The sequence below is a fragment of the Longimicrobium sp. genome, from assembly GCA_036389795.1.
In the GTDB taxonomy this organism is placed as follows: domain Bacteria; phylum Gemmatimonadota; class Gemmatimonadetes; order Longimicrobiales; family Longimicrobiaceae; genus Longimicrobium.
Genome location: DASVWD010000070.1, coordinates 76442 through 99444, shown reverse-complemented (window position 1 = coordinate 99444; position 23003 = coordinate 76442). Strand labels below are relative to the sequence as shown.

19 protein-coding genes and 1 tRNA gene are annotated in these 23003 nt (G+C 69.3%); 7 read left to right on the top strand and 13 right to left on the bottom strand.

Going from position 1 to position 23003, the window contains the following annotated elements; all coding sequences use genetic code 11:
- Positions 1–1533: 1533 nt before the first annotated feature.
- The 6 genes from VF746_08940 to VF746_08915 all read right to left on the bottom strand — a co-directional run bounded on the left by VF746_08940 (position 1534) and on the right by VF746_08915 (position 8614).
- A complete protein-coding gene (locus tag VF746_08940) occupies positions 1534–2487 on the bottom strand; it encodes a site-specific DNA-methyltransferase (GenBank protein ID HEX8692530.1) in 954 nt (317 codons plus the stop codon).
- A gap of 285 nt (positions 2488–2772) precedes the next feature.
- On the bottom strand, positions 2773–4824 hold the full coding sequence (gene htpG, locus VF746_08935) for a molecular chaperone HtpG (GenBank protein HEX8692529.1): 2052 nt from the start codon (positions 4822–4824) through the stop codon (positions 2773–2775).
- 373 nt (positions 4825–5197) lie between these two features.
- Positions 5198–5271 (bottom strand) — tRNA-Pro (locus tag VF746_08930).
- A gap of 67 nt (positions 5272–5338) precedes the next feature.
- The gene (locus VF746_08925) at positions 5339–7144 is read right to left on the bottom strand and encodes a PDZ domain-containing protein (GenBank protein HEX8692528.1); all 1806 of its coding nucleotides are present in this window, start codon (positions 7142–7144) and stop codon (positions 5339–5341) included.
- Positions 7141–8202, bottom strand: a complete 1062-nt coding sequence (locus tag VF746_08920; protein ID HEX8692527.1) for a proline dehydrogenase family protein — start codon at positions 8200–8202, stop codon at positions 7141–7143. The genes VF746_08925 and VF746_08920 overlap by 4 nt, the downstream gene beginning before the upstream one ends.
- 37 nt (positions 8203–8239) lie before the next feature.
- Entirely contained in the window at positions 8240–8614 is a 375-nt protein-coding gene (locus tag VF746_08915; protein HEX8692526.1) for a hypothetical protein, read from the bottom strand.
- Positions 8615–8776: 162 nt separating this feature from the next.
- Between VF746_08915 and VF746_08910 the strand changes: the two genes are divergently transcribed.
- Together VF746_08910 and VF746_08905 are read left to right on the top strand one after the other, a co-directional pair.
- Positions 8777–9802, top strand: a complete 1026-nt coding sequence (locus VF746_08910; GenBank protein ID HEX8692525.1) for an ADP-ribosylglycohydrolase family protein — start codon at positions 8777–8779, stop codon at positions 9800–9802.
- Positions 9803–9902: 100 nt separating this feature from the next.
- Positions 9903–10928 (top strand): zinc-binding dehydrogenase, encoded by a 1026-nt coding sequence (locus VF746_08905; GenBank protein ID HEX8692524.1) that lies wholly within the window; start codon positions 9903–9905, stop codon positions 10926–10928.
- Positions 10929–12243: 1315 nt separating this feature from the next.
- On the opposite strand, the gene VF746_08900 is transcribed toward VF746_08905, so the two are convergent.
- Together VF746_08900 and VF746_08895 are read right to left on the bottom strand one after the other, a co-directional pair.
- Positions 12244–12462: a cold shock domain-containing protein gene (locus tag VF746_08900; protein HEX8692523.1), complete on the bottom strand. Its 219-nt coding sequence runs from the start codon at positions 12460–12462 to the stop codon at positions 12244–12246.
- A gap of 114 nt (positions 12463–12576) precedes the next feature.
- On the bottom strand, positions 12577–13437 hold the full coding sequence (locus VF746_08895; protein HEX8692522.1) for a metallophosphoesterase: 861 nt from the start codon (positions 13435–13437) through the stop codon (positions 12577–12579).
- A gap of 189 nt (positions 13438–13626) precedes the next feature.
- On the opposite strand from VF746_08895, the gene VF746_08890 reads away from it, so the two are divergent.
- The 3 genes from VF746_08890 (at position 13627) to VF746_08880 (ending at position 17710) form a co-directional block, all read left to right on the top strand.
- The gene (locus VF746_08890; GenBank protein HEX8692521.1) at positions 13627–15099 is read left to right on the top strand and encodes a class II fructose-bisphosphate aldolase; all 1473 of its coding nucleotides are present in this window, start codon (positions 13627–13629) and stop codon (positions 15097–15099) included.
- Between the two features lie 356 nt (positions 15100–15455).
- The gene (locus VF746_08885) at positions 15456–16214 is read left to right on the top strand and encodes a histidine kinase dimerization/phospho-acceptor domain-containing protein (GenBank protein HEX8692520.1); all 759 of its coding nucleotides are present in this window, start codon (positions 15456–15458) and stop codon (positions 16212–16214) included.
- 131 nt (positions 16215–16345) lie between these two features.
- Positions 16346–17710 (top strand): sigma-54 dependent transcriptional regulator, encoded by a 1365-nt coding sequence (locus tag VF746_08880; protein HEX8692519.1) that lies wholly within the window; start codon positions 16346–16348, stop codon positions 17708–17710.
- Between the two features lie 494 nt (positions 17711–18204).
- On the opposite strand, the gene VF746_08875 is transcribed toward VF746_08880, so the two are convergent.
- The 3 genes from VF746_08875 to VF746_08865 form a co-directional block, all read right to left on the bottom strand.
- Positions 18205–18636 carry an HD domain-containing protein gene (locus tag VF746_08875; protein ID HEX8692518.1) on the bottom strand — a complete coding sequence of 144 codons (432 nt, stop codon included), beginning with the start codon at positions 18634–18636 and terminating at the stop codon, positions 18205–18207.
- A gap of 79 nt (positions 18637–18715) precedes the next feature.
- On the bottom strand, positions 18716–19339 hold the full coding sequence (locus VF746_08870; protein HEX8692517.1) for a hypothetical protein: 624 nt from the start codon (positions 19337–19339) through the stop codon (positions 18716–18718).
- A 125-nt stretch (positions 19340–19464) separates the two neighbouring features.
- Positions 19465–19707, bottom strand: a complete 243-nt coding sequence (locus VF746_08865; GenBank protein HEX8692516.1) for a hypothetical protein — start codon at positions 19705–19707, stop codon at positions 19465–19467.
- 257 nt (positions 19708–19964) lie between these two features.
- Here VF746_08865 and VF746_08860 point away from each other — a divergent pair, with 257 nt between their 5' ends.
- Positions 19965–20873, top strand: coding sequence for a hypothetical protein (locus VF746_08860; protein ID HEX8692515.1), 909 nt, complete (start codon positions 19965–19967; stop codon positions 20871–20873).
- Between the two features lie 239 nt (positions 20874–21112).
- The gene (locus VF746_08855; GenBank protein ID HEX8692514.1) at positions 21113–21421 is read left to right on the top strand and encodes a hypothetical protein; all 309 of its coding nucleotides are present in this window, start codon (positions 21113–21115) and stop codon (positions 21419–21421) included.
- 15 nt (positions 21422–21436) lie between these two features.
- Here VF746_08855 and VF746_08850 read toward each other — a convergent pair whose 3' ends face one another.
- Both VF746_08850 and VF746_08845 read right to left on the bottom strand, forming a co-directional pair.
- Complete coding sequence (locus VF746_08850; GenBank protein HEX8692513.1) at positions 21437–22084, bottom strand: hypothetical protein; 648 nt, start codon at positions 22082–22084, stop codon at positions 21437–21439.
- 117 nt (positions 22085–22201) lie between these two features.
- Positions 22202–22876, bottom strand: coding sequence for an SOS response-associated peptidase (locus VF746_08845; protein HEX8692512.1), 675 nt, complete (start codon positions 22874–22876; stop codon positions 22202–22204).
- Between the last annotated feature and the right edge of the window lie 127 nt (positions 22877–23003).

Below are 23003 nucleotides of genomic sequence, written 5' to 3'. Positions count from 1 at the left end.
CAGATATGCGCGTGAGGCGGTTGCGTAGATTCCATTCCGGAGTCGCTGTAGCTGAGACTCGACGTGGGACTGAATAGAGTGCCGCGCAAGCTCAATCTCAACGACCCACCATTCATCTCCGTCAGCGGATATTAGGGCCGCATCGGGATGAACAACGCCCTCAGGACTAAGGATCGCCGGCTTGAACGGGTACCAGCGATAACCGGGGAAAAGCTGAGGTGCCCATGCCCGCAGCAAGTTCTCGTAGTCAGCCTCGCTGAGCTCTACCCGATTGTAGAGATTGCGATGTGTCACCAGGTTTTTAGGCATTCTTGCGACCAGCCTCAAACCATCGAATTCGAGCTACTTCGCCAAGGTGTTTCGCTTCCTTCTCAAGTTGCCGCTGCTCTGCCTCTGTCGCGTAGAGTGTTATTACTGTGGCAGTTTTTTGTGGGTTCGATGCGCGCAGGACTCGTCCTAAACGCTGGATACGCTGACGTGTGCTTCTGCTGGAGGCCACCAGCATAGCGATAGATGCGTCGGGGACGTTCAGTCCCTCGTCGAGAGAGCGACAAGTAACCAAGGTGTCATATATTCCCATCCGAAACTGTCGCAAGCGCCCACGTCGCGTGGGGCCATACACCCGGGAGTGATATGTCGTAGAACGACGATTCCGCTGATTGAGGAGATGAGAGATCTGTTCTGCTGCCTTAATGCGTTCATGAAACACGATCGCTTTTCCGCGGGCCCGCTCTAGTGCAGCTACGGCGGTGGGAACACGCCACTTAGCAGACAGCGAGACACCTGCCCGCTTACGCAGAAGAGCCTCAATACCGTACTGCGACTCTTCAGAGGGTTGCCGCTGATGCCTCGCATATGCCCGCCTGACCCGGCGTGATAACTCCTCGTATTCACTCCGTTCCGAGTGTGTCAACGGGAAGCGGATGTTGTGAAGTTCAAACGATGCTATAACCCCATCTCGCCGCGCATCAGCATAGTCATACTCGAATATGACCGGGCCAAGCGCGGGCTCGATATATTCCGAGAACCCCTCGTCGTACTCGCGCTGAGGCGTTGCACTCACGCCAAGAGTGGCGACAAACTGCCCTTCCAACGCTTTCGCGTTGACAGGTGAGCCCACACGATGACATTCATCTACCACGAGCATCCAAGTACCGGTTTTTGTTAGCTCATGCACGAGTGTCCGGGCCGTATTCAGCACAGCGACATTTGCAACCGCGGGTTGCTGCGCCCGACTCTCGCCACTGTAGGTGCCAATCTGCTCAGGCCGCAGTCCTAAGTCGCACTCCAGCGTGACTACCCATTGGTCAAGGAGTGCGAGTGTAGGAACTATCACCAAGAGTTTTGAGCTAGGATACCTGTCTCGAAAACGGTCGAAACAGTAGATAGCAAATATCGTCTTCCCGCCGCCCGTGACAACGGAAACGATCCCGCGTTTGGATTCCCACCACTTCTCAAACGCTTCCTCTTGCCACTGTCTCAGTGAAACCATAGGTCCTCAGCTTCAGGAGTCCGTCAAAAATATCCGACAGATCAGGCCTGGAAAAGTTCAATCTCTGCCGTGAGACGGGCCCTCGTTAGACCGGTAAATCGTCCCACCCCCGATGCAGCGTAGCTCTCATTCGCTTCAATCGAGATCCACTTTCTACCTAGGCCTTCGGCTACCGCACCAGTAGTATTACTTCCGGCAAATGGGTCGAGCACCAAGTCACCTTCTTCTGAACACAGATTTATGAAGAACTCCGCCAACTCAGACGGCATACGAGCGGGATGCGGAGTCAGTCCATGTTCTTTACAATACTGCTGATATGGGTCATTGTTTCTCGTGTTTGAACCGACAAGAACGCTGTCCGGTAAGTGCTCTGCTTTGATTACGTTTGGCGGAATCGCGCCTCCATTGTCCGATAAGAACGAACTTTCTCCAATGCTGTGCTCTGAGGGACGCTTGCCTGCATTATACTTCTGGTTCTTCAGCAGGCTCTTCATGGAGCGACTATAGGGAACAAGCACTCTCTGATTGTCGGCCTTGGGTTTCGGATTAGGACTTAGCCACCAAAGACGGGTGAAAGAGTCTTTCACTCGAATGCGTTCCACCGTTACCCACTGAGCCGGAGTCGGGAGCTTGGCAGGGTTATGCCAAATAAATTCTTGACATAAATATAGGTCGGCAGCATCACGGAAGGCCAGAAGACTCTCAATCGCGAGCGTCGACATAACGGGTAGCCCGGGTTCCCACGCGTTCCCGACTTCAACCACGATTGAGCCGTCGGGTCGAAGGACCTCACGTAGGAGAGGGGCGAACTCCTTCAGCCACTCCTTGTACGCCTCGCCCTGTTTATTGCCATACCGTTTCTTGTTGTTAAGAGGGAACGGCGGAGAGGTAAATACAAGCTGTACTTGCTCCCTTAGGTCTTGTCCTGCTAAGCCTGACAGAATGGTCTCGCTGGTGCTCACCACTGATGCGCCAAGGTCAGTGGTGTACTGCACGGCGAGTTTATCGCGGTGGGTGTGCGCCCAGCCGCGAGGATCGAGCTTTGGAGTTAGCATGCGATAGTAGGTTGCGGCGGGTGATTCGTGGAAGCAACAGCGAAGGTACAAAACCCGCGAGACTGAGGCAAGATGCCAGGTCCACGATGCGCAGTAGCCGAGCGGTCAGGCCCTCGTGGCGGGCGCTCCGGGACCAGATCGGCGTAACGTAAGCAAACGAAGCCCTCCCACCGCGCCGGAAGAGGGCTTCGCGCTGTCGTGCGTAGGGCGCACCGAAGACCGACGTCAGTCCCCGCTCGTTGCGGTGGCTTCCTCGGTCGTCTCCTCAGACGGGCCGGAAGCGTCGGGCGGCGCCAACGCATCCGAGGACTCCGGCGCATCCGCTGCCTCTTGCGAAGCGGACGCCGACGACGACTCCGCCCTCGCCTCCGCCGCCTCGAGCCCCGTCTCCATCAGCCCGGCGACGAGCTGCGTGAAGCGCGCCGGGTCGTGCAGCTCGGAGCCCTCGGCCAGGAGCGACCACCCCAGCAGCAGCTCCGCGTAGTCGCCCACCACGGGGTCGCTCGCGTCGGCGTCGAAGCGGCGGCGGAGCCCCTGCACCAGCGGGTGAGCGGCGTTCAGCTCCAGGATGCGGCGCTGGCGGACGCCGCCGCGCCCCGCCGCCAGCAGGCGCTCCAGCTGCGGCGAGTAGTCGTGCTCGGCCACCACCAGCACGGCGGGCGAGCGGGTGAGCCGCCCCGAGAGGCGCACCTCCTTCACCCATTTCTCCAGGCGCTTCTGCAGGGCGCCCAGGAACGGCTCGAACTCCTTCTTCCGCTCCTCGGCCTCCCCCTTCTTCTCCCCCTCCTCCAGCTCCACCGCCCCCTTCCCCGCCGAGCGCAGCCGCTTCCCCTGGAACTCGGTCACCGACTGCACCACCAGCTCGTCCACCGGGTCGGTGAGGTAGAGCACCTCCCAGCCGCGGTCGCGGAACGCCTCCAGCGCGGGCGAGCCCTCCACCTGCTCGCGACTGGCGCCGGTCAGGTACCAGAGGTCGGCCTGCCCCTCGGGCATCCGCTCCACGTACTCCTGCAGCGTGGTGAGCGCCTCCGGGTCGCGGGAGGAGCCGAAGAGGACGAGCCCCAGCAGCGCCTCGCGGTTCTCGAAGTCGCTGTCCACCCCCTCCTTGACCGCCCGCCCCAGCTCGCGCCAGAACGCCTCGTACTTCGCCCGGTCGCCCTCCAGCATCCGCTTCAGAGCGTCCAGCACCTTCTTCGTCAGGGTGCGGCGGATCTGGCGGACGTGGCGGTCGCTCTGCAGCATCTCGCGCGAGACGTTGAGCGGCAGGTCGGGCGAGTCCACCGCGCCGCGCACCCAGCGCAGCCAGCGCGGGAGGAGCTCCTCCGAGTTCTCGCGCACCAGCATCCGCTTCACGTACAGCCGCAGGGAGGGCTTGAAGCCGGGGTAGTACAGGTCCACGGGCCCGCGCGAGGGGAGGAAGAGCACGGCCTGGAACTCCACCAGCCCCTCGCCGCGGGTGTGGATCGTCTCCAGCGGCTCCGACCAGTCGTGCGAGATCTGGCGGTAGAAGTCGGCGTACTCCTCCTTCGTCACCTCGGCCGGCGGCCGCGTCCAGATCGGCTGCATGGAGTTGAGCGGCCGCTCCGGCTCGGGCGTCTCGCCCTCGGGCACCTCCTCGGGCTTCTCGGCCGGCAGCAGGATCGGGTAGGTGATGAAGTCGGCGTGCTGCCGCACCAGGCGCGAGAGCACCCAGCGGTCGGTGTAGTCCTCGATCCCGTTCTCGGGGTCCGCTGGCTTCAGGTGCAGCGTGACCGTGGTCCCGGGGCGGTCGCGCCCGGCGTCCTCCACCGTGAACGAGCCGTCGCCGGACGACGCCCAGCGCACCGCCTGGTCGGCGCCGGCCCGGAGCGTGACCAGCTCCACCCGGTCGGCCACCATGAACGACGAGTAGAAGCCCACCCCGAACTGGCCGATGAGCTGCCCGGCCCCCTCGGCGGCCGCCTGCTTCAGCTGCTCCAGCGCCTCGCGCGTCCCCGAGCGGGCGATGGTGCCGATGTTCTGGACCACCTCCTCGCGCGTCATCCCGATCCCGTCGTCCTCGATGGTGAGGGTGCGCTTCTCCCGGTCGGGCAGCAGCCGGATCTTCGGGTCGAAGCCCTCCGGGAGGAGCTCGGGGCGGGTGAGCGCCTCGAAGCGGAGCCGGTCGATGGCGTCGGAGGCGTTGGAGACCAGCTCGCGGAGGAAGATCTCCTTGTGGGTGTAGAGCGAGTGGACCACCAGGTCGAGGAGCCGCTGCACCTCGGCCTGGAAGGCGAACTGCTGCGCCTGCTCGGGCACGCTTCCCTCCTGTCTCTGCGAATGGGTGGTTCCGGTCGACGATCAGCCGCGGCGCGCGGGGCGCCACGCGGCGAGGGCGGAAAAATAGTAAGCCCGCGGCGGGGACAACAAGTGGCGGGAGCGGGGTGCGCGAGGAGCGCCGGAGAGCCCAGGGGACAATGTACGTGCGGCGTCGCAGACGCCCGAAAGTCGGACAGGTGCGCTCGCGCCGTTGCCGAACACTGAAGAGACAAGAGTGCCGATGGACGGAGATGCTCTCCACCGGCTACGGACAGACGGCGGACCGGACCTGTAGCAGAACCTGTATCGGGACGGGCTGCAGAAACGAAGACGCCCTGCACGTAAACACGTGCAGGGCATCAACTTGGAAGAGTCGGGACGGCCGGATTTGAACCGGCGACCCCCTGAACCCCATTCAGGTGCGCTACCGGGCTGCGCCACGTCCCGAAAACCGGTGTCTCCGCCGTGGATCGAGCCCGCGCCGAAGAGCGGGAAACTTAGCGGAATCGGGCGTTTACGTCAACCCCGGCGGGCGGGGGCCGGGGACGTCCTCGCGCAGCCAGTCCTCCAGCACGGCGCGCTGCGCGGGCGTCGGCGCCTCCACCGGGCGCACCAGGAAGCGCGTGGGCGGGCCGGTCTCCACCTCCAGCGAGAGCGTCACCAGCTCGTCGCGGCGGAAGACGGTGAGCTGGGCGCGGCTCCCGGGCGGCTTCTCCTGCAGCCGCGCCACGAGCGTCTCCCCCCCGATGCGCATCCCGTCCAGCGCCACCAGCTCGTCGCCCGCGTTCACCCCCGCGCGCCAGGCGGCGCTGCCGGCCAGCACGTGCGCCACCAGCGTCCGCCACCCCTCCAGCTTGAACTGCAGCCCCGTGCGCACCTCGGTGCGCAGCCGCTCGGCCGAGGGGTCGCCCACCGGCCCCGTGGGGGCGGGCGCGCCCGGCGGCGGCGCGTGCGCCGGGCGCAGCGCGAGCCCCGCCGCCGCGAGCGGCTCGTCGTACTCCAGCTCCTCGGTCGAGCGCAGCGCCCGGTCGAAGAACGCCCGCAGGTCGGCGCCCGCCACCTCCTGCGCCACCTCCTCCACCGCGCCCTCGGGGAAGCCCCGGTCGCAGGCGCCCCAGCGCTCCCACAGCGCGCGCATCACGTCGTCCAGCGAGCGCCCGTTCCCCGTGGCCGCGCGGATCCTCAGGTCCAGCAGGAGCGCCACCAGGGCGCCCTTCTGGTAGTACGAGATGGTGGCGTTGGGGGTGTTGGCGTCGGGGCGGTAGAACTTGATCCAGGTGTCGAACGAGGCGTCGGCCAGCGGCTGCACCACCCGCCCCGGGAGCGTCTGCCAGCGAGAGATCATCTCCCCCAGCTTCTCCAGGTAGCGCGCCTGCGAGATGAGCCCGGCGCGGCGCAGCAGCAGGTCGGTGTAGTAGGTGGTGAGCCCTTCCACCACCCACAGCTCGCGCGTGTACGCCTCGCGCGTGTAGTCGAAGGGCCCCAGCACCGCGGGGCGGATGCGCTTGCCGTTCCAGGCGTGGAAGAGCTCGTGCGCCGCCAGCCCCAGGAAGCTCTCGTACGGCGGCCCCCGGAAGCTCCAGCGGTCGGCCAGCAGCTGCGTGGAGGCGCGGTGCTCCAGCCCCCCCGCCCCGCCGGGGGTGAGGTGGACGATGAAGGTGTAGTCGCGGTACGGCAGCGTGCCGAAGAGGGCGTGCTCGGCCCGCACGATGCGGGTGGTGTCGGCCACCAGGCGCTCGCGCTCCCAGTTGCCGCGCCCCCAGACGGCGTAGCGGTGCCGGCGGCCCTCCACCTCCCACTCGATCAGCTCGTGGGTGCCGATCTCCAGCGGCGAGTCGACCAGCTCGTCGTAGTCGGCCGCCAGGAAGGCGTTCGGCGCGCCGTCCTCGGCGAGCGAGGTGGTGGTGCGCCACCCCGGCGGCGCCTCCACGCCCAGGCGGTGCGGGGCGCTCTCGCGCCCGGCCAGGTACGGGAAGACGCTGGCGCCGTTGATGGAGGCGTGGGTGGCGTCCAGGTGGCTGGTGCGCACCGTCAGCTCGTCGGCGTAGACGATGAGCCGGGCGCGCAGCAGGCCGTCGGGCGGGGCGTCCACCAGCCAGGTGTTCTTGTCGGTCTTGCGGGAGGGGAGCTCGCGCCCCGCGCCGTCGACGGCCACGAAGTGCACCACGTTGCGCGGGAACTCGCGCATCAGGTACGACCCCGGCGTCCACGACGGCATCACCACGCGCGCGGGCTCCCGGACCTCCTCGGCCGTGAGCACCACCTCCAGGAGGTGCGTGTGCGGCTCCGGCATGCGGAGCCGGTAGGAGACGCCCGTCACCGGCGAGGCCGTCCGCGCCGTGCGCCGCCGCGGCGGCGTTTGCCCCGGCCGGTCCACAGGAAGGTGCCCACCGCCCCCGCGGCGATCCCCACGGCCGCCGCCGCCGGGCTCAGGAAGCGGCGGGCGCCCGACTCCTTCAGCACGCTCCCCGCCATGAAGAGCATGTTGGCGGGCCGCTCGGCCAGGCGCCGCATCAGGTACGGGTACCAGCTGTCGCCGAAGGGGACGTAGACGCGCACGTTGTACCCCTCCTCGCGCAGCCGCTGCTGCAGGTCGCGCCGCACCCCGTAGAGCATCTGGAACTCGAAGCTCTCCTTGCCGATCCCCCGCTCCCACACGTAGCGCCGGGCGTGGTCGATGATGGCCTCGTCGTGGGTGGCGATGGCCGGGTAGACGCCCGCCTCCAGCAGCCTCTCCATCTCCTGCACGTACGCCCGGTCCACGTCGTCCTTGTCGGGGTAGGCCACCGTCTCGGGCTCCATGTAGGCGCCCTTCACCAGCCGGATGCGCGAGCCCAGCGCGATCAGCCGCTCCAGGTCGTCGGGGGTGCGGCGGAGGTACGACTGGAGGACCGTCCCCGTGTTGCGGAAGCCGTCGGCCCAGAGCCCCTCCACCAGGGCGATGGTGCGCTCGGTGTAGTCGCTGGACTCCATGTCCAGGCGCACGAAGACCTCCCCCTCGCCGTCGCCCAGCTCGCGCGCCCGCTGCAGCACCAGCTCCACGTTGTCGCGGCAGAACTCCTCGTCGATGTCCAGGCCCAGCTGGGTGGGCTTGAGCGAGATGTTGGCGTCCACCCGCTCGCGGGCGATGCGCTCCAGGATGCGGATGGCCATGTCGGCGGCGGCCTCGGCCTCCTCGCGGCTCCCCACCGACTCGCCCAGGTAGTCGAGCGAGACGGAGAGCCCGGCGGCGTTGAGGGAGCGCGCGGCGTCGATGGCCTCGTCGAGGGTGTCGCCCGCCACGAAGCGGTGGGCGATGGCGCGCGAGACCGGCACGCGGGTGATCACCTTGCGGGCGGTGGGGCTCTCGCTGAGGAGGAGGAGGCTTTGCTTGAGCATGAACGCCGGGGTCGAGGGTCGGGTCGGTGGACGCGCCTCAGGCGTCGGCCTGGTCCGCGGCCTTGCGGCGGATCGTCTCGTCCAGGATCTCGCGCACGCGGGCCAGGGGGAGCTCCTCCAGCGCGGCGCGGGCCTGGTCTTCGGTGGGGGCGGTGGCCAGGTCGGGCGTCTCCAGGTGTCCCATGATGGCGGTGCCGGTCTGCGCCCAGCGGACGAACACCAGGTACGCCGACCAGGGGGCCGCGGGGTCGTCGCCAGGGTCGATCTCCACCGCCACGGTGTACGGCTCGCCGTCGCACCCCTGGAACGCCGCGGCCCGGCCGTGCACCGCCAGGTACCCGCCCAGCGTGGTGTCGGTGACCCCCTCGGGGGTGATCGGGTTCAGCCGGTCTTCCGCGCTGGCGTACTTCATGGGCGCCCAAAGTAAGTGCGAGAGTGCGAAAGTGCGAGAGTGCGAAAGTGGTGCCGGGGGGAAACGGTGCGAAGTGCGAGGTGCGAAGTGCGAAGTGCTGCTGGCCGATTGCTGATCCTCCCCTGGCCGTCTAGGTTGCCGCGGGAATCGAGGAGGGGGGCGATGGCGGACGTGCTGGGGCTGCTGCTGGCGGGGCTGGCGGCGGGGGACTCGCTGGGCTCCACGTCGGAGTTCTGCGACCGGGCGGGGGTGCTGGAGGCGTACCGTCGCCACGCGGCCCGCGGGTGGCCGTTCGCGCAGGCCGGCGGCGGGGCGTTCGGCCTGGCGCCGGGCGCGCCGACGGACGACACCGAGCTGGCGCTGTGCCTGGTGCGGAGCTTCCGCGAGCACGGCCGCTTCGACGGGGACGACGTGGCGCGCCGCATGGTGGCGTGGCTGCGCGCGGGGCCGCCGGACGTGGGCGGCACCACGCGGCGCGCGCTCGCCGCGGTGGCCGGCGGCACGCCGTGGTACGCGGGCGGCCGCGAGCGCTGGCGCGACGATCCGTCGTACGCGGCCAACGGCTCGCTGATGCGCAACGGGGTGGTCCCCGGGACGGCGGCGTCGCCGCACGAGGCGCTGCGCATCAGCGTGCTGCACGGGATCATCACGCACTACGCGCCGCTGTGCGTCCTCTGCTGCGCGGCCCAGTCGTGGCTGATCGGCGACGCGCTGGCGGGCGGGGCGGCGCGGCGCGGCGGCGGGGGTGCGTGGGTCCCCCATTTCCTGGCCGCGTGGGAGGAGTGGCGGGAGCGCTGCGGCGACGAGCACGTGCGCGGCTACCTGGCCGACGAGGGGGTGGAGCCGGCGCTCCGCGCGGCCGAGCGCACGCTGCGCGAGACGCCGTTCGGGCTCGACGGCTTCGACCCGTTCCGCGCGGAGTACGAGGGGCGCGAGGGCTCGGTGCTCCTCACGCTGCAGGTGGCGGTGTGGGCGGCGGCGATGAGCGTCTCCGACCTCCCCTTCCCCGCGCCGCCGCGGCTCCCGGCGGAGGTGTTCGAGCGCCGCGGTCCGTGGGTGCTGGGCTGGGTGCCGATGATCGGCTACGACAGCGACACCTACGCGGCCACCGCGGGCCCCCTGATCGCCGCGCTGCACGGCGGCCTCCCGGAGCCGCTCACGCGCGGCCTGCACGCGCTCGCGGAGTGATATCGAGCGTGGACCCGCGCCGGACGGAGCGGCACCGACGCACTAACGCACTGGCACTTCGCACTTCGCACTTCGCACCTCGCACTCCGCACTCGCAGTCATGAGAGCCGCCATCTTCCACTCGCACGGCGGACCCGAGGTGGTCCGCATCGAAGACGTCCCCCGGCCCCGGCCCGGCCCGGGCGAGCTGCTGGTCGAGGTGAAGGCCGCGGCCATGAACCACCTGGACCTGTGGATCCGCCGCGGGCTCCCGATCGACACCACCATGCCGCACGTCGGAGGCTCCGACATCGCCGGCGTCGTCGCCGAGGTGGGCGAGGGGGTGGACGCGGCGCGGATCGGCGAGCGGGTGGTGGTGAACCCCTCGCTCTGGGACGGCGCCTGCGAGTGGTGCCGCAGGGGCGAGGAGTCGATGTGCGTGGCTTTCAGGATCATCGGCGAGCACACCGACGGCGGCTTCCGCGAGCTCGCCCCCGTCCCCGCCGACCACGCCTACCGCATCCCCGACGAGATGCGCTTCGAGGACGCGGCGGCGCTCCCCATCTCCTACATGACCGCCTGGCGCGCCCTCACCTCCCGCGCCCGCCTCCAGCCCGGCGAGAGCGTGCTGGTGATCGGCGCCTCGGGAGGCACGGCCATCGCCGCGGTGCAGATCGCCCGGCTGATCGGCGCGCGCGTGCTCGCGGTGACGAAGGGGGCGGAGAACGTGGAGCGGGTGAGGGCGCTCGGGGCGGAGTTCGTCTACGACCGCGCGGAGGAGGACTGGTCGAAGGCCGTCTACCGCGACACGGGCAGGCGCGGGGTGGACGTGGTGGTGGAGAACGTGGGGGCGGCCACCTGGGCGGGGAGCGTGCGGGCGCTGGCGCGCGGCGGCCGCCTGGTCACCTACGGCGCGACCACCGGGCCGCAGGTGGAGATCGACCTGCGCCAGGTCTTCTGGAAGCAGCTCGCGGTGATCGGCACCACCATGGCCTCGCGCGCCGAGTTCGAGCAGATGCTGGAGGCGGCGTTCAGCGGCCGCCTGCGACCGGTGATCGACTCGGTGCTGCCGCTCGACCGGGCCCGCGAGGCCCACGAGCGCCTGGAGGCCGGCAGCCAGTTCGGGAAGATCGTCCTGGTGCCGTGACGCACGTCACACTCTGAAGCGCGGCCGTGCCGGGGTCGCGTCCAGCGCCAGACCGGGTGATTACCGGGTTCAAGAGACTTTCTCACGCACCGTCAGCAGAGTTGACAGAAGGGTCCTCTGCTGACTCTGCGACAGCAGGCCGCGTACCCAACGCGGCCGGTGCCATGCTGCGAAACAGAGCCTCAGCAGCAGTTTACGCCAGGCGGTGGGCGTGTTTGCCGGACGGGATAGAGAGTGGGAATAGGTTCACGCCGCGAGCGCATCCGGGCGTTCTGTCTCCTGCAGGTAGTTACTGTTGGTGGTCAAAACCGGTGATCCCGCCCCCCGCCCATGCGTGGGCGGGGGGCGCCGTATCGCCAAGCGGGCCGCCCGACGCATTGCCGGAGCGGCCGTGCTCTTCAGGAGTGGTTACGCCACAGATCCGTCGTTGCGGGACCCTGCTTCAGCACGGGGCGTCCCCGCACATCCTGATGTAGCACTGGCATCCGTACTCGGTGCACCTGCCGTAGTCGCCCCAGCCCATCATAGCGCAGTATTCGTTGCACGCGGCGTGGTCCGCCAGTGTGCACGCTAACGCCGCGTTCTCAGCAGGGGCGGCAGTGGCCTCCTTGATCCCGAAGATGAGGACTGCCGTGATCGCAAGGACGTACACCGGTGTCAGATCGAGGTGGAGACGACGAGTCATGGGAGGCCTCCGAACGAGAGAAGGTGAGCTGGAGCGTTCATGATAAGTCCCAAATGGCACGATTTGCAAGGGGCGAACCACGTCTCCGGGACGTTCGGCGGCCGGAACGGTTCACATGCGACGCGGACGCAAGCCTCAACGGATGCTCGATACGCGAGGAGGATAATTTACCAGACGCAACTCACATCAGCGAACAGATGCATACCTTGGCTCGGACCCATAACGGAGTAACAAACCGGCTGGGAATACCAGCGGGCCACGGTAGGTTCTCCGTGTTTGAGGGTGAATTTCAACGCCGCCGGTGTGTGATCATCACACTCCGGTGCCTTTGCAGGTCGGTAGGATCTGGGATAGGTTGGCCAGCAGAGTGGGGCATTTTGCCTGTAAGAGCCCGGCAGACCCTTTCCGGAACATCAAGTTATTCACATCGACTTACCGCGCTCTCTCTGATTCGATTGCTGACTCTGCTGAGGCCTGATGTTCGTCCGATCTGGTATCAGACCGGGGGATTGGACCCCGACCCAACGCCATCCGTTTACAAACCTTTTGCAAGCCCGGACAGACGAATCGGCGCCGCCCCCACGCGGGGGGGAGGCGCCGATCCGACCTCCATGCGGACGGGGGATGCGCTCAGGCGTCGTCGACCCTGCGGACGTCCTGCGCCCGCGGCCCCTTGGGGTCGTCCAGGATCTCGAACTCCACCCGGTCGCCGCGCTTGAGCGACTTGAACCCCTCCATCACGATGGAGGAGTGGTGGACGAACACGTCCTTGCCGCCGTTGTCGGGACGGATGAACCCGAACCCCTTGTCGTCCTTGAAGAACTCCACGATCCCGGTCTGCCTGGCCATTCTTGCCTCCGCTTGAGACGGTACCGGTCCCTTGGCATGCCGGCGCGTCGTCCCGTCCAACTCCGCTCCGGTCCAGTTTCGGCCCGGACCCCCCTCCGCAAAAGGTGTTCCCGCTCAGGGTTTCCGCGGCGGGCGCGGCTTCCCGGTGAGTTCCAGCACCGCCACCTCGGGGCGGCAGAGGAAGCGCACCGGCAGGTGCACCGTCCCCACCCCGCGCGACACGTACACCTGCGTCCAGGGCCGCCGCCGGAGACCCTCCTCGTACAGGTCGTCGCGGACCGCCGGGTTCTTCACCGCGCCCACGAACGGCAGCCGCACCTGCCCGCCGTGCGTGTGCCCGCTCACGACCAGGTCCACCGCGTCGTAGCCCCGCCGGGCGCGCTCGGCCTGGTCGGGGTCGTGCGCCAGCAGCAGGGTGAAGTCGCGCTCCTCGGGCGGCGGGAGGGCGTCCAGCGAGGGGTCGCCCTCGGTGAAGTCGTCCACCCCCGCCACGCAGAGCCGCGCGCCGTCCACGTCCAGCACCACCGCCCGGTTGGTGAGGTCCTCGACCACGGGGTGCGCGGCCACGTCGCGGTGCCACTTCCCGATCCCCACGATGTGGTCGTGGTTGCCGGGGACGGCCCACACCCCGTACGGCGCGCGCAGGCAGGCGAGCGCGTCCAGCACCCGCCGGAACCCCGGGGCGTCGTCGGCCGCGAAGTCGCCGGTGAGCGCCACCAGGTGCGGCCGCTCGTCCATCGCCGCGCGGCACGCCCGGCGGACGACGGACAGCGGCGTCCCCGCGCCCGCGTGCATGTCGGTCAGCAGGGCGACGCGGAAGCCCTCCAGCGCCGGGTGCAGCCCCCGCGCGTGGATCTTCGTCCGCGTCACCTGCAGCCAGCGGGGCTCCACCAGGAAGGCGTACGCCGCCCCGAGCGCCCCCGCCGCGGCCACCCCCGCCGCCGCCCACCCCAGCCTCCGTTCGTCCGTTCTCATGCCCGGCCGCCCGGAGCAAGCGCCAGACCAGAGGGAGGGAGGGGCCGCGGCGAAGTGTCCCGGGTCACCGCGCTCCCCGCGGGGACGCCCCGCCTTGCCGGAGCACGCCCTTTGCGGCACATTGGCCCCCGCCTCGGGGTGACCGACGGCGCTTCGCATGATAATCAACAAGGACAGGAGACTTCGATCGTGGCTACCGTCGCGCCCGCCGTCGACGACCGCGCGCTGCTCGCCGGCGCTCCCGTGCAGGCCCTGCTGGAAGAGGTCCGCGACTCCGTCCGCGTCGCGGACGACGGCGCGTTCCACCTCGTGGACGAGGAGGCGCTCCGCTCCCGCGGGATCGAGCGCCTGGCGCACGCCGCCGTCTTCGCAAGCGACGCCGACGTGCGCGACACCGCCCGCTGGCTGATCGGCGAGGCGGGGCGCGCGGTGGGGGTGGCGCCCGCGTCGATCCACGAGCTGTACCTGGCCCGCGGCCGCGGCGAGGTGTCGGGCTTCACCGTCCCGGCCATCAACGTGCGCGCCTCGGCCTTCGACACCGCGCGCGCCCTCTTCTCCGCCGCGCGCGAGCTGGACGTGGGGGCGCTGATCCTGGAGATCGCCCGCAGCGAGATCGGCTACACCGACCAGCGCCCGGCCGAGTACGTGGCGGCGATGACGGCGGCCGCCGTCCGCGAGGGGTGGAGGGGGCCGCTCTTCGTGCAGGGCGACCACTTCCAGGTGAACGCCAAGAAGTACAGGGCCGACCCCCACGCCGAGGTGCAGGCGGTCAAGGACCTGATCCGCGAGGCGCTGCACGCCGGCTTCTACAACATCGACATCGACACCTCCACGCTCGTCGACCTCGCGCAGGACGGGCTCGACCGGCAGCAGCATACGAACTACCGGCTCTCGGCCGAGCTGACCTGCTACGTGCGGCACTACCAGCCCGAGGGCGTCACCGTCTCCATCGGCGGCGAGATCGGCGAGGTGGGGACCGAGAACTCGACGCCCGAGGAGCTGCGCGCCTACATGGACGGCTACAACCGCGAGCTGGCGCGCCTGGGCGAGCGCGAGGGGCCGCAGGCCGGGCTGTCGAAGATCAGCGTGCAGTCGGGCACCACCCACGGCGGCGTGGTGCTGGCCGACGGCTCCATCGCCGAGGTGGCCATCGACTTCGAGACGCTGCGCACCCTCTCCGAGATCGCGCGGAAGGAGTACGGGCTCTCGGGCGCGGTGCAGCACGGCGCCTCCACGCTGCCGCAGAGCGCCTTCGGCAAGTTCCCCGAGGTGGAGACGGCCGAGATCCACCTGGCCACCAACTTCCAGAACCTGCTCTACGACCACCTCCCGTCCGGGCTGCGCGAGCGGATGTACGAGCACTGCCGCCAGAACTTCCCCGACGAGCGCAAGGCCGGCGACACCGACGAGCAGTTCATCTACAAGGCGCGCAAGAAGGCGCTGGGCGCGTTCAAGCGCGAGCTGTGGGAGCTCCCCGGGGGCGACCGCGAGACGGTGCGCGCCGTGCTGAAGGAGACCTTCTCCTTCCTCTTCACCCAGCTGCGCGTGGCGGGCACCGCCGAGACCGTGCGGCGGCACGTCTCCCTCCCGGAGGTGCGCCGCGCCGGCCCCTCCGCCATGCGCTTCCAGGCCGCCCAGGACGACTGGGACCTGTCGGACTGAACAGATCGGACAGCTCGATCCCGGGTGCCGAGGATTGGCTCGGGGGACGGGTCCTGAATGATCTCACGCAGAGACGCAGAGACGCGGAGAACTTCTCTGCGTCTCTGCGTCTCTGCGTGAGAATCTGCTTTGAACCGAGCCACGGAATCGGCAGACTCCGTCGACTCCGTGTGATTCTGTCGTTCGGGCCACAGCCGAAGAGGACCGGCGGCCGGTCCGTGGCGCTATGGGAACGGAATGTGCTGGTGCCCCGAACAGCGCCCGGTCCCCCATCCCGGACCGGCGCCGCGGATTCGGTCTCCGTAACCAGATGCGACCCTTCCGGCCGCGCCCCCAGGGGCGGCGGCACGGGAAGGGTGTACCCCCGAGCCGACGTGATCACCGAGAGCCCCAGCCTCGAGACCTCTCCCGCCGGCACCGCCGAGGCGGACGCGGCGCGGGACCCCGCCCCCCACGGGACGGGCGCCCTGTCGCTGCGCGCCAACAAGCTGGACCTGCTGGAGCGGCTCGCCGACGACCTGGCGCACGAGATCAAGAACCCGCTGCACTCCATGGTCATCAACCTGGAGGTGCTCAAGCGGCGGGTGGGGCGCGTGGACCCGGCCGGGCAGGAAGAGGTGCAGCGCTACCTGGGCGTGCTCACGGGCGAGCTGGAGCGCGTCAACCGGCGCATCGAGCTGCTGCTGCGCCTCTCACGCCCGGGGCGCGGCGCCGAGACCACCACGCTCAACGAGCTCACCGAGGAGCTGATGGAGCTCATCCAGCTCGAGGCGCGCCAGCGCGAGCTGGAGGTGGACTACCGCCCCGACGCCCGCATCGCCCGCGTGTTCGTGGCGCGCGAGCCCACCCGCCAGGCCATCCTGAACCTGGTGCTGGAGAGCATCGACCGCCTGCGCCCGGGCGCCACGCTCCAGATCGGCATCGACGAGCGCGACGGGTGGTCGCGCATCGCCGTGGGCGGCCAGGGGCTCACCCCGGCCGAGGCGGGCGGCGTGCGCGTGGCGGTGGCGCGCGAGCTGGCCGGGGCCGTCGGCGGGCGCGTGGAGGAGCGCGCCGCCGACGATGCCGGGGGCGGCCCCGCCCTGGTGCTCTCCATTCCCGTGGCGCGCGGCTGAAACGGCGTCCCCGCCCCAGCCGGCGAGCATACCTGCAGGTGGAAGCGGCGCAACGGGTTGACCCTTTGCGCCGCTGGCGGGTATACTACCGCTTCCTGCGTCTTTCCACGATCACCGGCAAACCGGGCTCCATGGCAGAGAAGATCCTGGTGGCGGACGACGAGCGCCACATCGTCGAGGGGCTGCAGATGCTCCTGGCCGACGACGGCTACGAGGTCGACACGGCCACCGACGGCAAGAAGGCCTGGGAGATGGTGAAGGAGGGCGTCTACGGCGTGGTCCTGGCCGACCTGCGCATGCCCGAGATCGACGGCCTGGAGCTGTTCAAGAAGATGCGCGACTCGGGGGTCCCCTCGGAGCTCATCATCATCACCGGCTCGGCCTCGGTCGACACCGCCGTGCAGGCGATGCGGCAGGGGGCGTACGACTACCTGGAGAAGCCGCTCAAGATGGAGCGGCTCAAGGCGCTCTTGCCGAAGGCGCTGGAGGCGTACCGGGTCAAGCAGGCCAACAAGCAGCTCGAGGAGAAGCTCAAGAACCTCACGCGCTTCGGCGACCTGATCGGCCAGTCGGAGGAGATGCGCGAGATCTACTCCATGATCGAGGCGGCGGCCCCCAGCAGCGCCAGCATCTTCATCGTGGGCGAGAGCGGCACCGGGAAGGAGCTGGTGGCGCGGGCGATCCACGAGAAGAGCGGGCGCGCCAGGGGGCCGTTCGTGGCCATCAACTGCGCCGCCTTCCCCCGCGAGATCCTGGAGAACGAGCTGTTCGGCCACGAGAAGGGCGCCTTCACCGGGGCCATCAACGAGAAGGCGGGGTGCTTCGAGCTGGCCGACGGCGGCACGCTCTTCCTGGACGAGGTGGCCGAGATGGAGCCCGACATCCAGGTGAAGCTGCTCAGGGCGCTGGAGCAGCGCTCGTTCCGGCGCCTGGGCGGGAAGAAGGAGATCCACGTGGACATCCGGGTGGTCTCCGCCACCAACAAGGTGATCCAGAAGGCGCTGGAGGACGGCCACCTGCGCGAGGACCTCTACCACCGCCTGGCGGTGATCCCGCTGCAGCTGCCGCCCTTGCGCGAGCGGCGCGGCGACCTGCGCATCCTGGCCGAGCACTTCCTCCGGCGCTTCGCCGAGGAGAACCAGAAGACGCTGAAGGGCTTCTCTCCCGAGGCGCAGGAGTTCATCAACACCTACCGCTGGCCGGGCAACGTCCGCGAGCTGAAGAACGCCATCGAGCGGGCGGTGATCCTGGCCCGCGGCGACCAGGTGACGCTGGCGGATCTGCGCGCCCACGAGCTGATCCAGAGCGACGACCGCGAGGTGCGCTTCCCGGTGGGCAACACCACCATCGAGCAGGCGGAGCGGACGCTGGTGCTGAAGACCTTCTCCTTCGTGGACGGCGACCACCAGCGCGCCGCCAGGGTGCTGGGGATCGAGCCCGACGACCTGCGCGAGCGCCTGAACCGCGCCGTCGCCGGCGAGGCCGTGACCGCGTAGTCCCCCGCGCGACTCCCGAAAAGACGGAGGGCTGCCTTTCGAGCACGGAAGACAGCCCTCTCTCTATTTCCAACATTCTCTGAAACATCAGGCCTCACGCAGGGTCAGCAGAGTCAGCAGAGAAACCACGCCCGGCGGTGAGTTCTCTGCTCACTCTGCTGGCTCTGCGTGAGAAAAGTCGATTCCGCTGTCTCACACGAAGGGAACGGGGTCAATGGAGATACGAGATGTTCTCCGTTTCCTCCGTTGACTCCGTGTGATACCATTTCGCAGGGAATCGTTCGGGTATCAGCCCTGAAGAGGTCTCACACAGAGGGCACAGAGAACACAGAGGAACAGCGGAAGAGATTGAAGTTCTCTCCGTGTCCTCCGTGTCCTCTGTGTGATGCCAATCTGTTTCTCGCGAACCAGAACAATGCTCGGAAACGTGTATGAGACATTCAGTTATGGATCTCGATCCCGAACGATCCTCTGCAAAATGGGTATGAGCGCCGTCACCCGGCCGCGTCGGAGGTGAGGCGGCGCCAGGCGCGGTGGTAGCGGGTGAGGCGCTCGGTGTCCTTCTGCGTCACCTCGCCGGTGCGGCGCACGTCCATGTTGTCTTCCAGGTCGGCGATCTTCACCCGGCGGGCCACCGGGTGGCGGGCGGCGCGCTCCACGAATTCGTCGTAGCTCTCCCCCTCGCGGCGCGTCAGGTGGTCCACCGCCTCCACCACCTCGTCCGCGAAGCCGCGCTCCCGCAGGTCGTCCAGCGTCCAGCCGGTGTCCTCCACCACGTCGTGCAGCACGGCGGCCATGCGCTCGGCGTCGGTCTGCATGCGGAACATCATCCTCAACGGGTGCAGGATGTACGGCGCCCCGGCGCGGTCCTTCTGCCCCCGGTGCGCCTCGACGGCGATGCGGATGGCTTCCTCGAGGTCGGCCATGGAAGTGCGAAGTGCGAGGTGCGAAGTGCTGAGTCCTGAGTCCTGAGTCCTAAGTCCTTAGTGGCGGCGATGCTCGTGATCAGCTCGCGGCGAGCGCGGCGATGCGGGACTCCAGCACCGCCAGGGTGGTCTCCGGCATGGGGACCATGAACCGCGCCGTCGCGGCGCCGGCGCTCAGCTCCAGCGCGCGCGGCGTGGCCTTCAACAGCGGGCCGGCGGTGCGCGGCGGCGCGAGCTCCACCCGGCGCGCCCGCAGCGCCTCCACGGGCTCCAGGATCACCGGGGCGCGGTGGCGGCGAACGTTGCGGCGGTGCGGCTGGAAGACGGCGCCCTGCGGCCCCAGGTACAGCACGCCGCCGACGGCGATCCGCCCCGCGAGCATCGCGCACGGGAGGCGGTAGAGGTACTCGCGCCCGGGCGGCGGCGGCGGCGCCACCTTCGGGTCGCCGGCGTAGACGCGGTCCACGAGATTGCGGAGGAGGCGGCGCATGAGCCAGATCCACGCCGCGCCGAAGAACAATCCACCGACGAGCCACGTCACCACCGTGGCGACCATCGCCGGCACCGAGCGAGGGACCGGCTGCTCCAGCAGCGTGAGCAGCGCCATCAATCCCCCGCAAAATACGCCTATCAGCACCGCCAGGCGCACCCATTGGCCGGGCTCGATTTCGTCGTAGGCGGCGCGGGGGGCGAGGGTCTCCATCGCGGGCGGGAATCGGGGTGACGGTAAACCGGGGCGGGAGAGAACCTAACTACCCCCGGGGCGGACGCAAAACGGGCGGCGGGGCACGTGCCCCGCCGCCCGTCCGCTCACCCCCCGAGCCGATGTCAGTTCCCGTTGGGCTTCTGCACCGGGGCGGCCCCCTGCAGGAGGGCCAGCAGCTCCTCGTCGCTGGACTCCAGCCAGCGCTCGGGCGGGTTCACCAGGCGCCGCTTGTCGCCGTCGTTCTCGAAGCACAGCCACCCCCGCGCCAGCTCCGGCGAGCTCGCCCGCAGCACCTCGCTCTGCGGCACCACGTGCCAGACCCGCCAGCTCCGCCCCTCGGCATCTCGGAAAGTGCGTATCCCCATCGAGTTATCCTCCCGTTCGGACCCGCGCCAAAGGCAAGTACCGGGCCAGCTGCCGGACCGTAATCCGGTGCTCCGGAACGAGTTGCGCTCCTCCGCCGCGGACGGCGGTGGCCGGCTCCCCACGCGCGCCGGGCGTACACGGGAGACACGTTTACGGAGAGCACACCTTTGGGGTCACCGACTGTGGCGGAGATGGTTTGTTCGGGATATATTCGGGCGAGATGGTCCCCGGCAGCCTCTGGCCAGCTACCCGGTGCATGCTTCCGCCTTCCCTGCAGCCGCAGCTCCTGACCTCCGCGCGCGCGGCCCCGGTCGGGGACCGGTGGATCCACGAGGTGAAGTACGACGGCGTGCGCCTCCTCTGCCGCGTGGAGGGAGGGCGGGCGCGGCTGCTCACGCGCGGCGGGCAGGACTGGACGGCGCGCGCGGGGAGCGTGACGGCGGCGGTGGAGGCGCTGGGGATCGACGGGGCGTGGCTGGACGGCGAGCTGGTTGCGCTCAGGCCCGACGGGCTCCCCGACTTCGACGGGCTGCACGCGGCGATGCGCGGCGGCCGGGGGGCGCCGCTGCTGGCCTTCCAGGTGTGGGACGCGCCCTGGCTGGACGGGCGCGACCTGTCCGCCCTCTGCGTGCTGGAGCGCAAGGCGCGGCTGGAGGAGCGCGTGCGCGGCCGCTCGGCGGGCGGCGTGGTGCGCTACTGCGACCACCTGCGCGGGCGCGGGCCGGTGTTCTTCGCCCACGCCTTCCGCGCCGGGGTGGAGGGGATCGTGAGCAAGCGCGTGGGGAGCCCGTACCGCCCCGGGGTGCGCTCGCGCGACTGGCTCAAGGTGAAGTGCTTCCGCACCTTCCGCGTGCGGGTGGCCGGCTGCACGCCCAGCCTGGAGACGGTCTTCGCCGGCGAGGTCGGCGAGGGCGGGCGGCTCGCCTTCGCCGGGCGGGTGCTGGGCTGGGGCCCGATCGAGGCGCGCCGCGAGCTGCGCGCCGCGCTGGCCGGGCTGCGCCGCGACCGCTGCCCGCTGCACCCGCCGCTCCGGCTGCGCGAGGAGGTGTGCTGGGTGGAGCCGGTGCTGGAGGTGGAGGTCACCGCGCTCTGCCGCGCCCCGGGCGAGAAGCTCCGCCACGCCGTGCTCAAGCGGGTGGTCGGGATCGCCGAGGTGGTGGGGTGATGGGGATGCGGTGCGGGGATCTGTCGTAGGGGCGAGCATGCGAGTCCGAGCACGGGCGGCGTCGGCGCGAGAGGCCGCCTGCCGCGCACGGCCTGGCATCGCCGGTCGAGGCATGCCTCGCCCCTACGAACGAGCCAGCGGATTCGCGATGTAGGCGGCGTGCATCGATGGGAGGCCGGAAGATTGCGAGGGAGCGCCCCCCGGTCTGGATGGCCGGGACGCTTCACGCGAGGGGTGACATGGGCGAGACGGTCTGGTGCGTGTTCCAGAAGCTGCCGAACGAGAAGTGCCCCACGCTCTCCGCCGTCTGCCGCACGCACGCCGTGGCCGAGGCGGTGTGCGAGAGCAGCCGGCGCGAGGCGCAGGGGTCCGGCGAGCCCGAGGGCGAGTGGCTGATCCGCGAGTGGAGCGTTCTCGACGCCGAGGCGGAGCGCCGGGCCGAGGAGGCCGACCAGATCAGCCACGTGCTCGACCCCATGCGCGCGGGCGTCGCCGTGTCCGAGGCAGATGCGGACGCGGAGGCGGGCGAAGCGGAGTCTCCCCGGTGAGGAGGACGACGGCGCTCAGTTCTCGTCGACCTGCGCCTGGTCGAACGTGACCCCGACCACCACTCGGAAAGGAACCTGCAGCAGCTGCCCGGGCCCGTGCTGGACCACCACCACGCCTCTCTGCCAGATCCGCTTCCAGTCGAACACCACCCGGAGCCGCGTCCTCGCCGGGACCTCAAGGGTGATCTCCTCGGCGTAGACCTGCCTGGCTTCCTCCGTGATCGAATACCGCTGCTTGAGATTCGACTCGGCGGTCGCCTGGAAGCCCAGCGCATCGCCCGCGCCGATGGTGAGCTGGGTTCCGTTCTGCTGCGCCTTCTCGTACTCGAGCACGTAGCTCTGCGACCACTCCTTGCTCAGGGAGAAGCGGCGGGTCAGCGTGATCGAGCTCTTCGAGTTGTCGATGATCCGCTGCTCCTGCCCCAGGGGCTCCTCGACCCGGTCCGTTTCCACGAAGCTCACCAGCGAGGTGGCCTGCGGCTCTCCGGCCGGGTCGCCGTCGGCGAACACCGGCCACGTGTGATTGCACTTCGGGCATTCGGCGACGGCTGCGCGGTCCCAGAACGGCAGCGGCTTCAGCACGGGGGGCGCGGTTCCGTCCGGCTCCCGGTAGCGGGGCTTGAGGATGAAGTCGCGGCAGAACGGGCAGCGGCTGCCGAGCATGAATTTCGTCTGTGGCTCCGACAACCCGAACATCGCATCACCTGGAATCGAAGGGCGGAACTTTCGTGGCCGGGCGGGAAGGACTGCCGTGGACGGCGGCTGCCAAATATCGCGCGCCTACTCCGCCAGCGCCACGATCAGGTCGGGGCCGTCGTAGCCGGGGCGGTTGACGGCGGTGGAGACGGGGTGCGCGCGCAGGGTGCCATCGGGCGCGGGGCGCAGCAGCGGCGCCAGGTCGTCCGCCTTCGCCGCGGGGTCCAGCCACCCGTCGCGGTCGTCCGGCGCCACGATCACGGGCATGCGGTCGTGCAGGGCGGCCACGTCGCGGCTGGGGGTGGTGGTGAGGATCACGAAGCTGTGCACCGGCCGCCCGTCGGGCCCGCCGCGCCAGCTCTCCCACAGCCCGGCGAAGGTGAGCGTGCTCCCGTCGGCCGGGTGGATCCAGTGCGGCACCTTGCCGCCGGGGCCCTTCATCCACTCGTAGAACCCGCCGGCCGGCACCAGGCAGCGCCGCCGCTGGAAGGCGGCGCGGAACGCCGGCTTCTCCAGCACCGTCTCGGCGCGCGCGTTGATCATCTTGTTGCCGATCCTCGCGTCCTTCGCCCACGCCGGGATCAGCCCCCAGCGGAAGACGTCGAGCACCCGCCGCCCGTCGTGCCCCAGCAGCACGGGCGCGTCCTGCGTGGGCGCGATGTTGAAGCGCGGCAGCTCGGGCTCGGGGCAGCTCCACGTCGCCTCGAGGGTGGCCGCCAGCTCGGTGACCGAGACCGGGTTGCCGAATCGTCCGCACATCGCCGTGCTCCGTTCGTGTAAATAGTGCCAAGTGCCAAGTGCCCAGTGCCCAGTGCCCAGTTCCCAGTCCTGAGTGCTCAACCCACACTCTTAAGATGGATGATCTGCGGACTCAGAACTAAGGACT

What these genes read in the sequence shown, in the direction of transcription:
- VF746_08865 (HEX8692516.1), bottom strand. Translation starts at nt 19,707, where the DNA reads ATGGGGATACGCACTTTCCGAGATGCCGAGGGGCGGAGCTGGCGGGTC.
- VF746_08880 (HEX8692519.1), top strand. Translation starts at nt 16,346, where the DNA reads ATGGCAGAGAAGATCCTGGTGGCGGACGACGAGCGCCACATCGTCGAG.
- VF746_08850 (HEX8692513.1), bottom strand. Translation starts at nt 22,084, where the DNA reads ATGCTCGGCAGCCGCTGCCCGTTCTGCCGCGACTTCATCCTCAAGCCC.
- VF746_08875 (HEX8692518.1), bottom strand. Translation starts at nt 18,636, where the DNA reads ATGGCCGACCTCGAGGAAGCCATCCGCATCGCCGTCGAGGCGCACCGG.
- VF746_08855 (HEX8692514.1), top strand. Translation starts at nt 21,113, where the DNA reads ATGGGCGAGACGGTCTGGTGCGTGTTCCAGAAGCTGCCGAACGAGAAG.
- VF746_08860 (HEX8692515.1), top strand. Translation starts at nt 19,965, where the DNA reads ATGCTTCCGCCTTCCCTGCAGCCGCAGCTCCTGACCTCCGCGCGCGCG.
- VF746_08915 (HEX8692526.1), bottom strand. Translation starts at nt 8,614, where the DNA reads ATGAAGTACGCCAGCGCGGAAGACCGGCTGAACCCGATCACCCCCGAG.
- VF746_08905 (HEX8692524.1), top strand. Translation starts at nt 9,903, where the DNA reads ATGAGAGCCGCCATCTTCCACTCGCACGGCGGACCCGAGGTGGTCCGC.
- VF746_08895 (HEX8692522.1), bottom strand. Translation starts at nt 13,437, where the DNA reads ATGAGAACGGACGAACGGAGGCTGGGGTGGGCGGCGGCGGGGGTGGCC.
- VF746_08910 (HEX8692525.1), top strand. Translation starts at nt 8,777, where the DNA reads ATGGCGGACGTGCTGGGGCTGCTGCTGGCGGGGCTGGCGGCGGGGGAC.
- VF746_08920 (HEX8692527.1), bottom strand. Translation starts at nt 8,202, where the DNA reads ATGCTCAAGCAAAGCCTCCTCCTCCTCAGCGAGAGCCCCACCGCCCGC.
- VF746_08870 (HEX8692517.1), bottom strand. Translation starts at nt 19,339, where the DNA reads ATGGAGACCCTCGCCCCCCGCGCCGCCTACGACGAAATCGAGCCCGGC.
- VF746_08845 (HEX8692512.1), bottom strand. Translation starts at nt 22,876, where the DNA reads ATGTGCGGACGATTCGGCAACCCGGTCTCGGTCACCGAGCTGGCGGCC.
- VF746_08900 (HEX8692523.1), bottom strand. Translation starts at nt 12,462, where the DNA reads ATGGCCAGGCAGACCGGGATCGTGGAGTTCTTCAAGGACGACAAGGGG.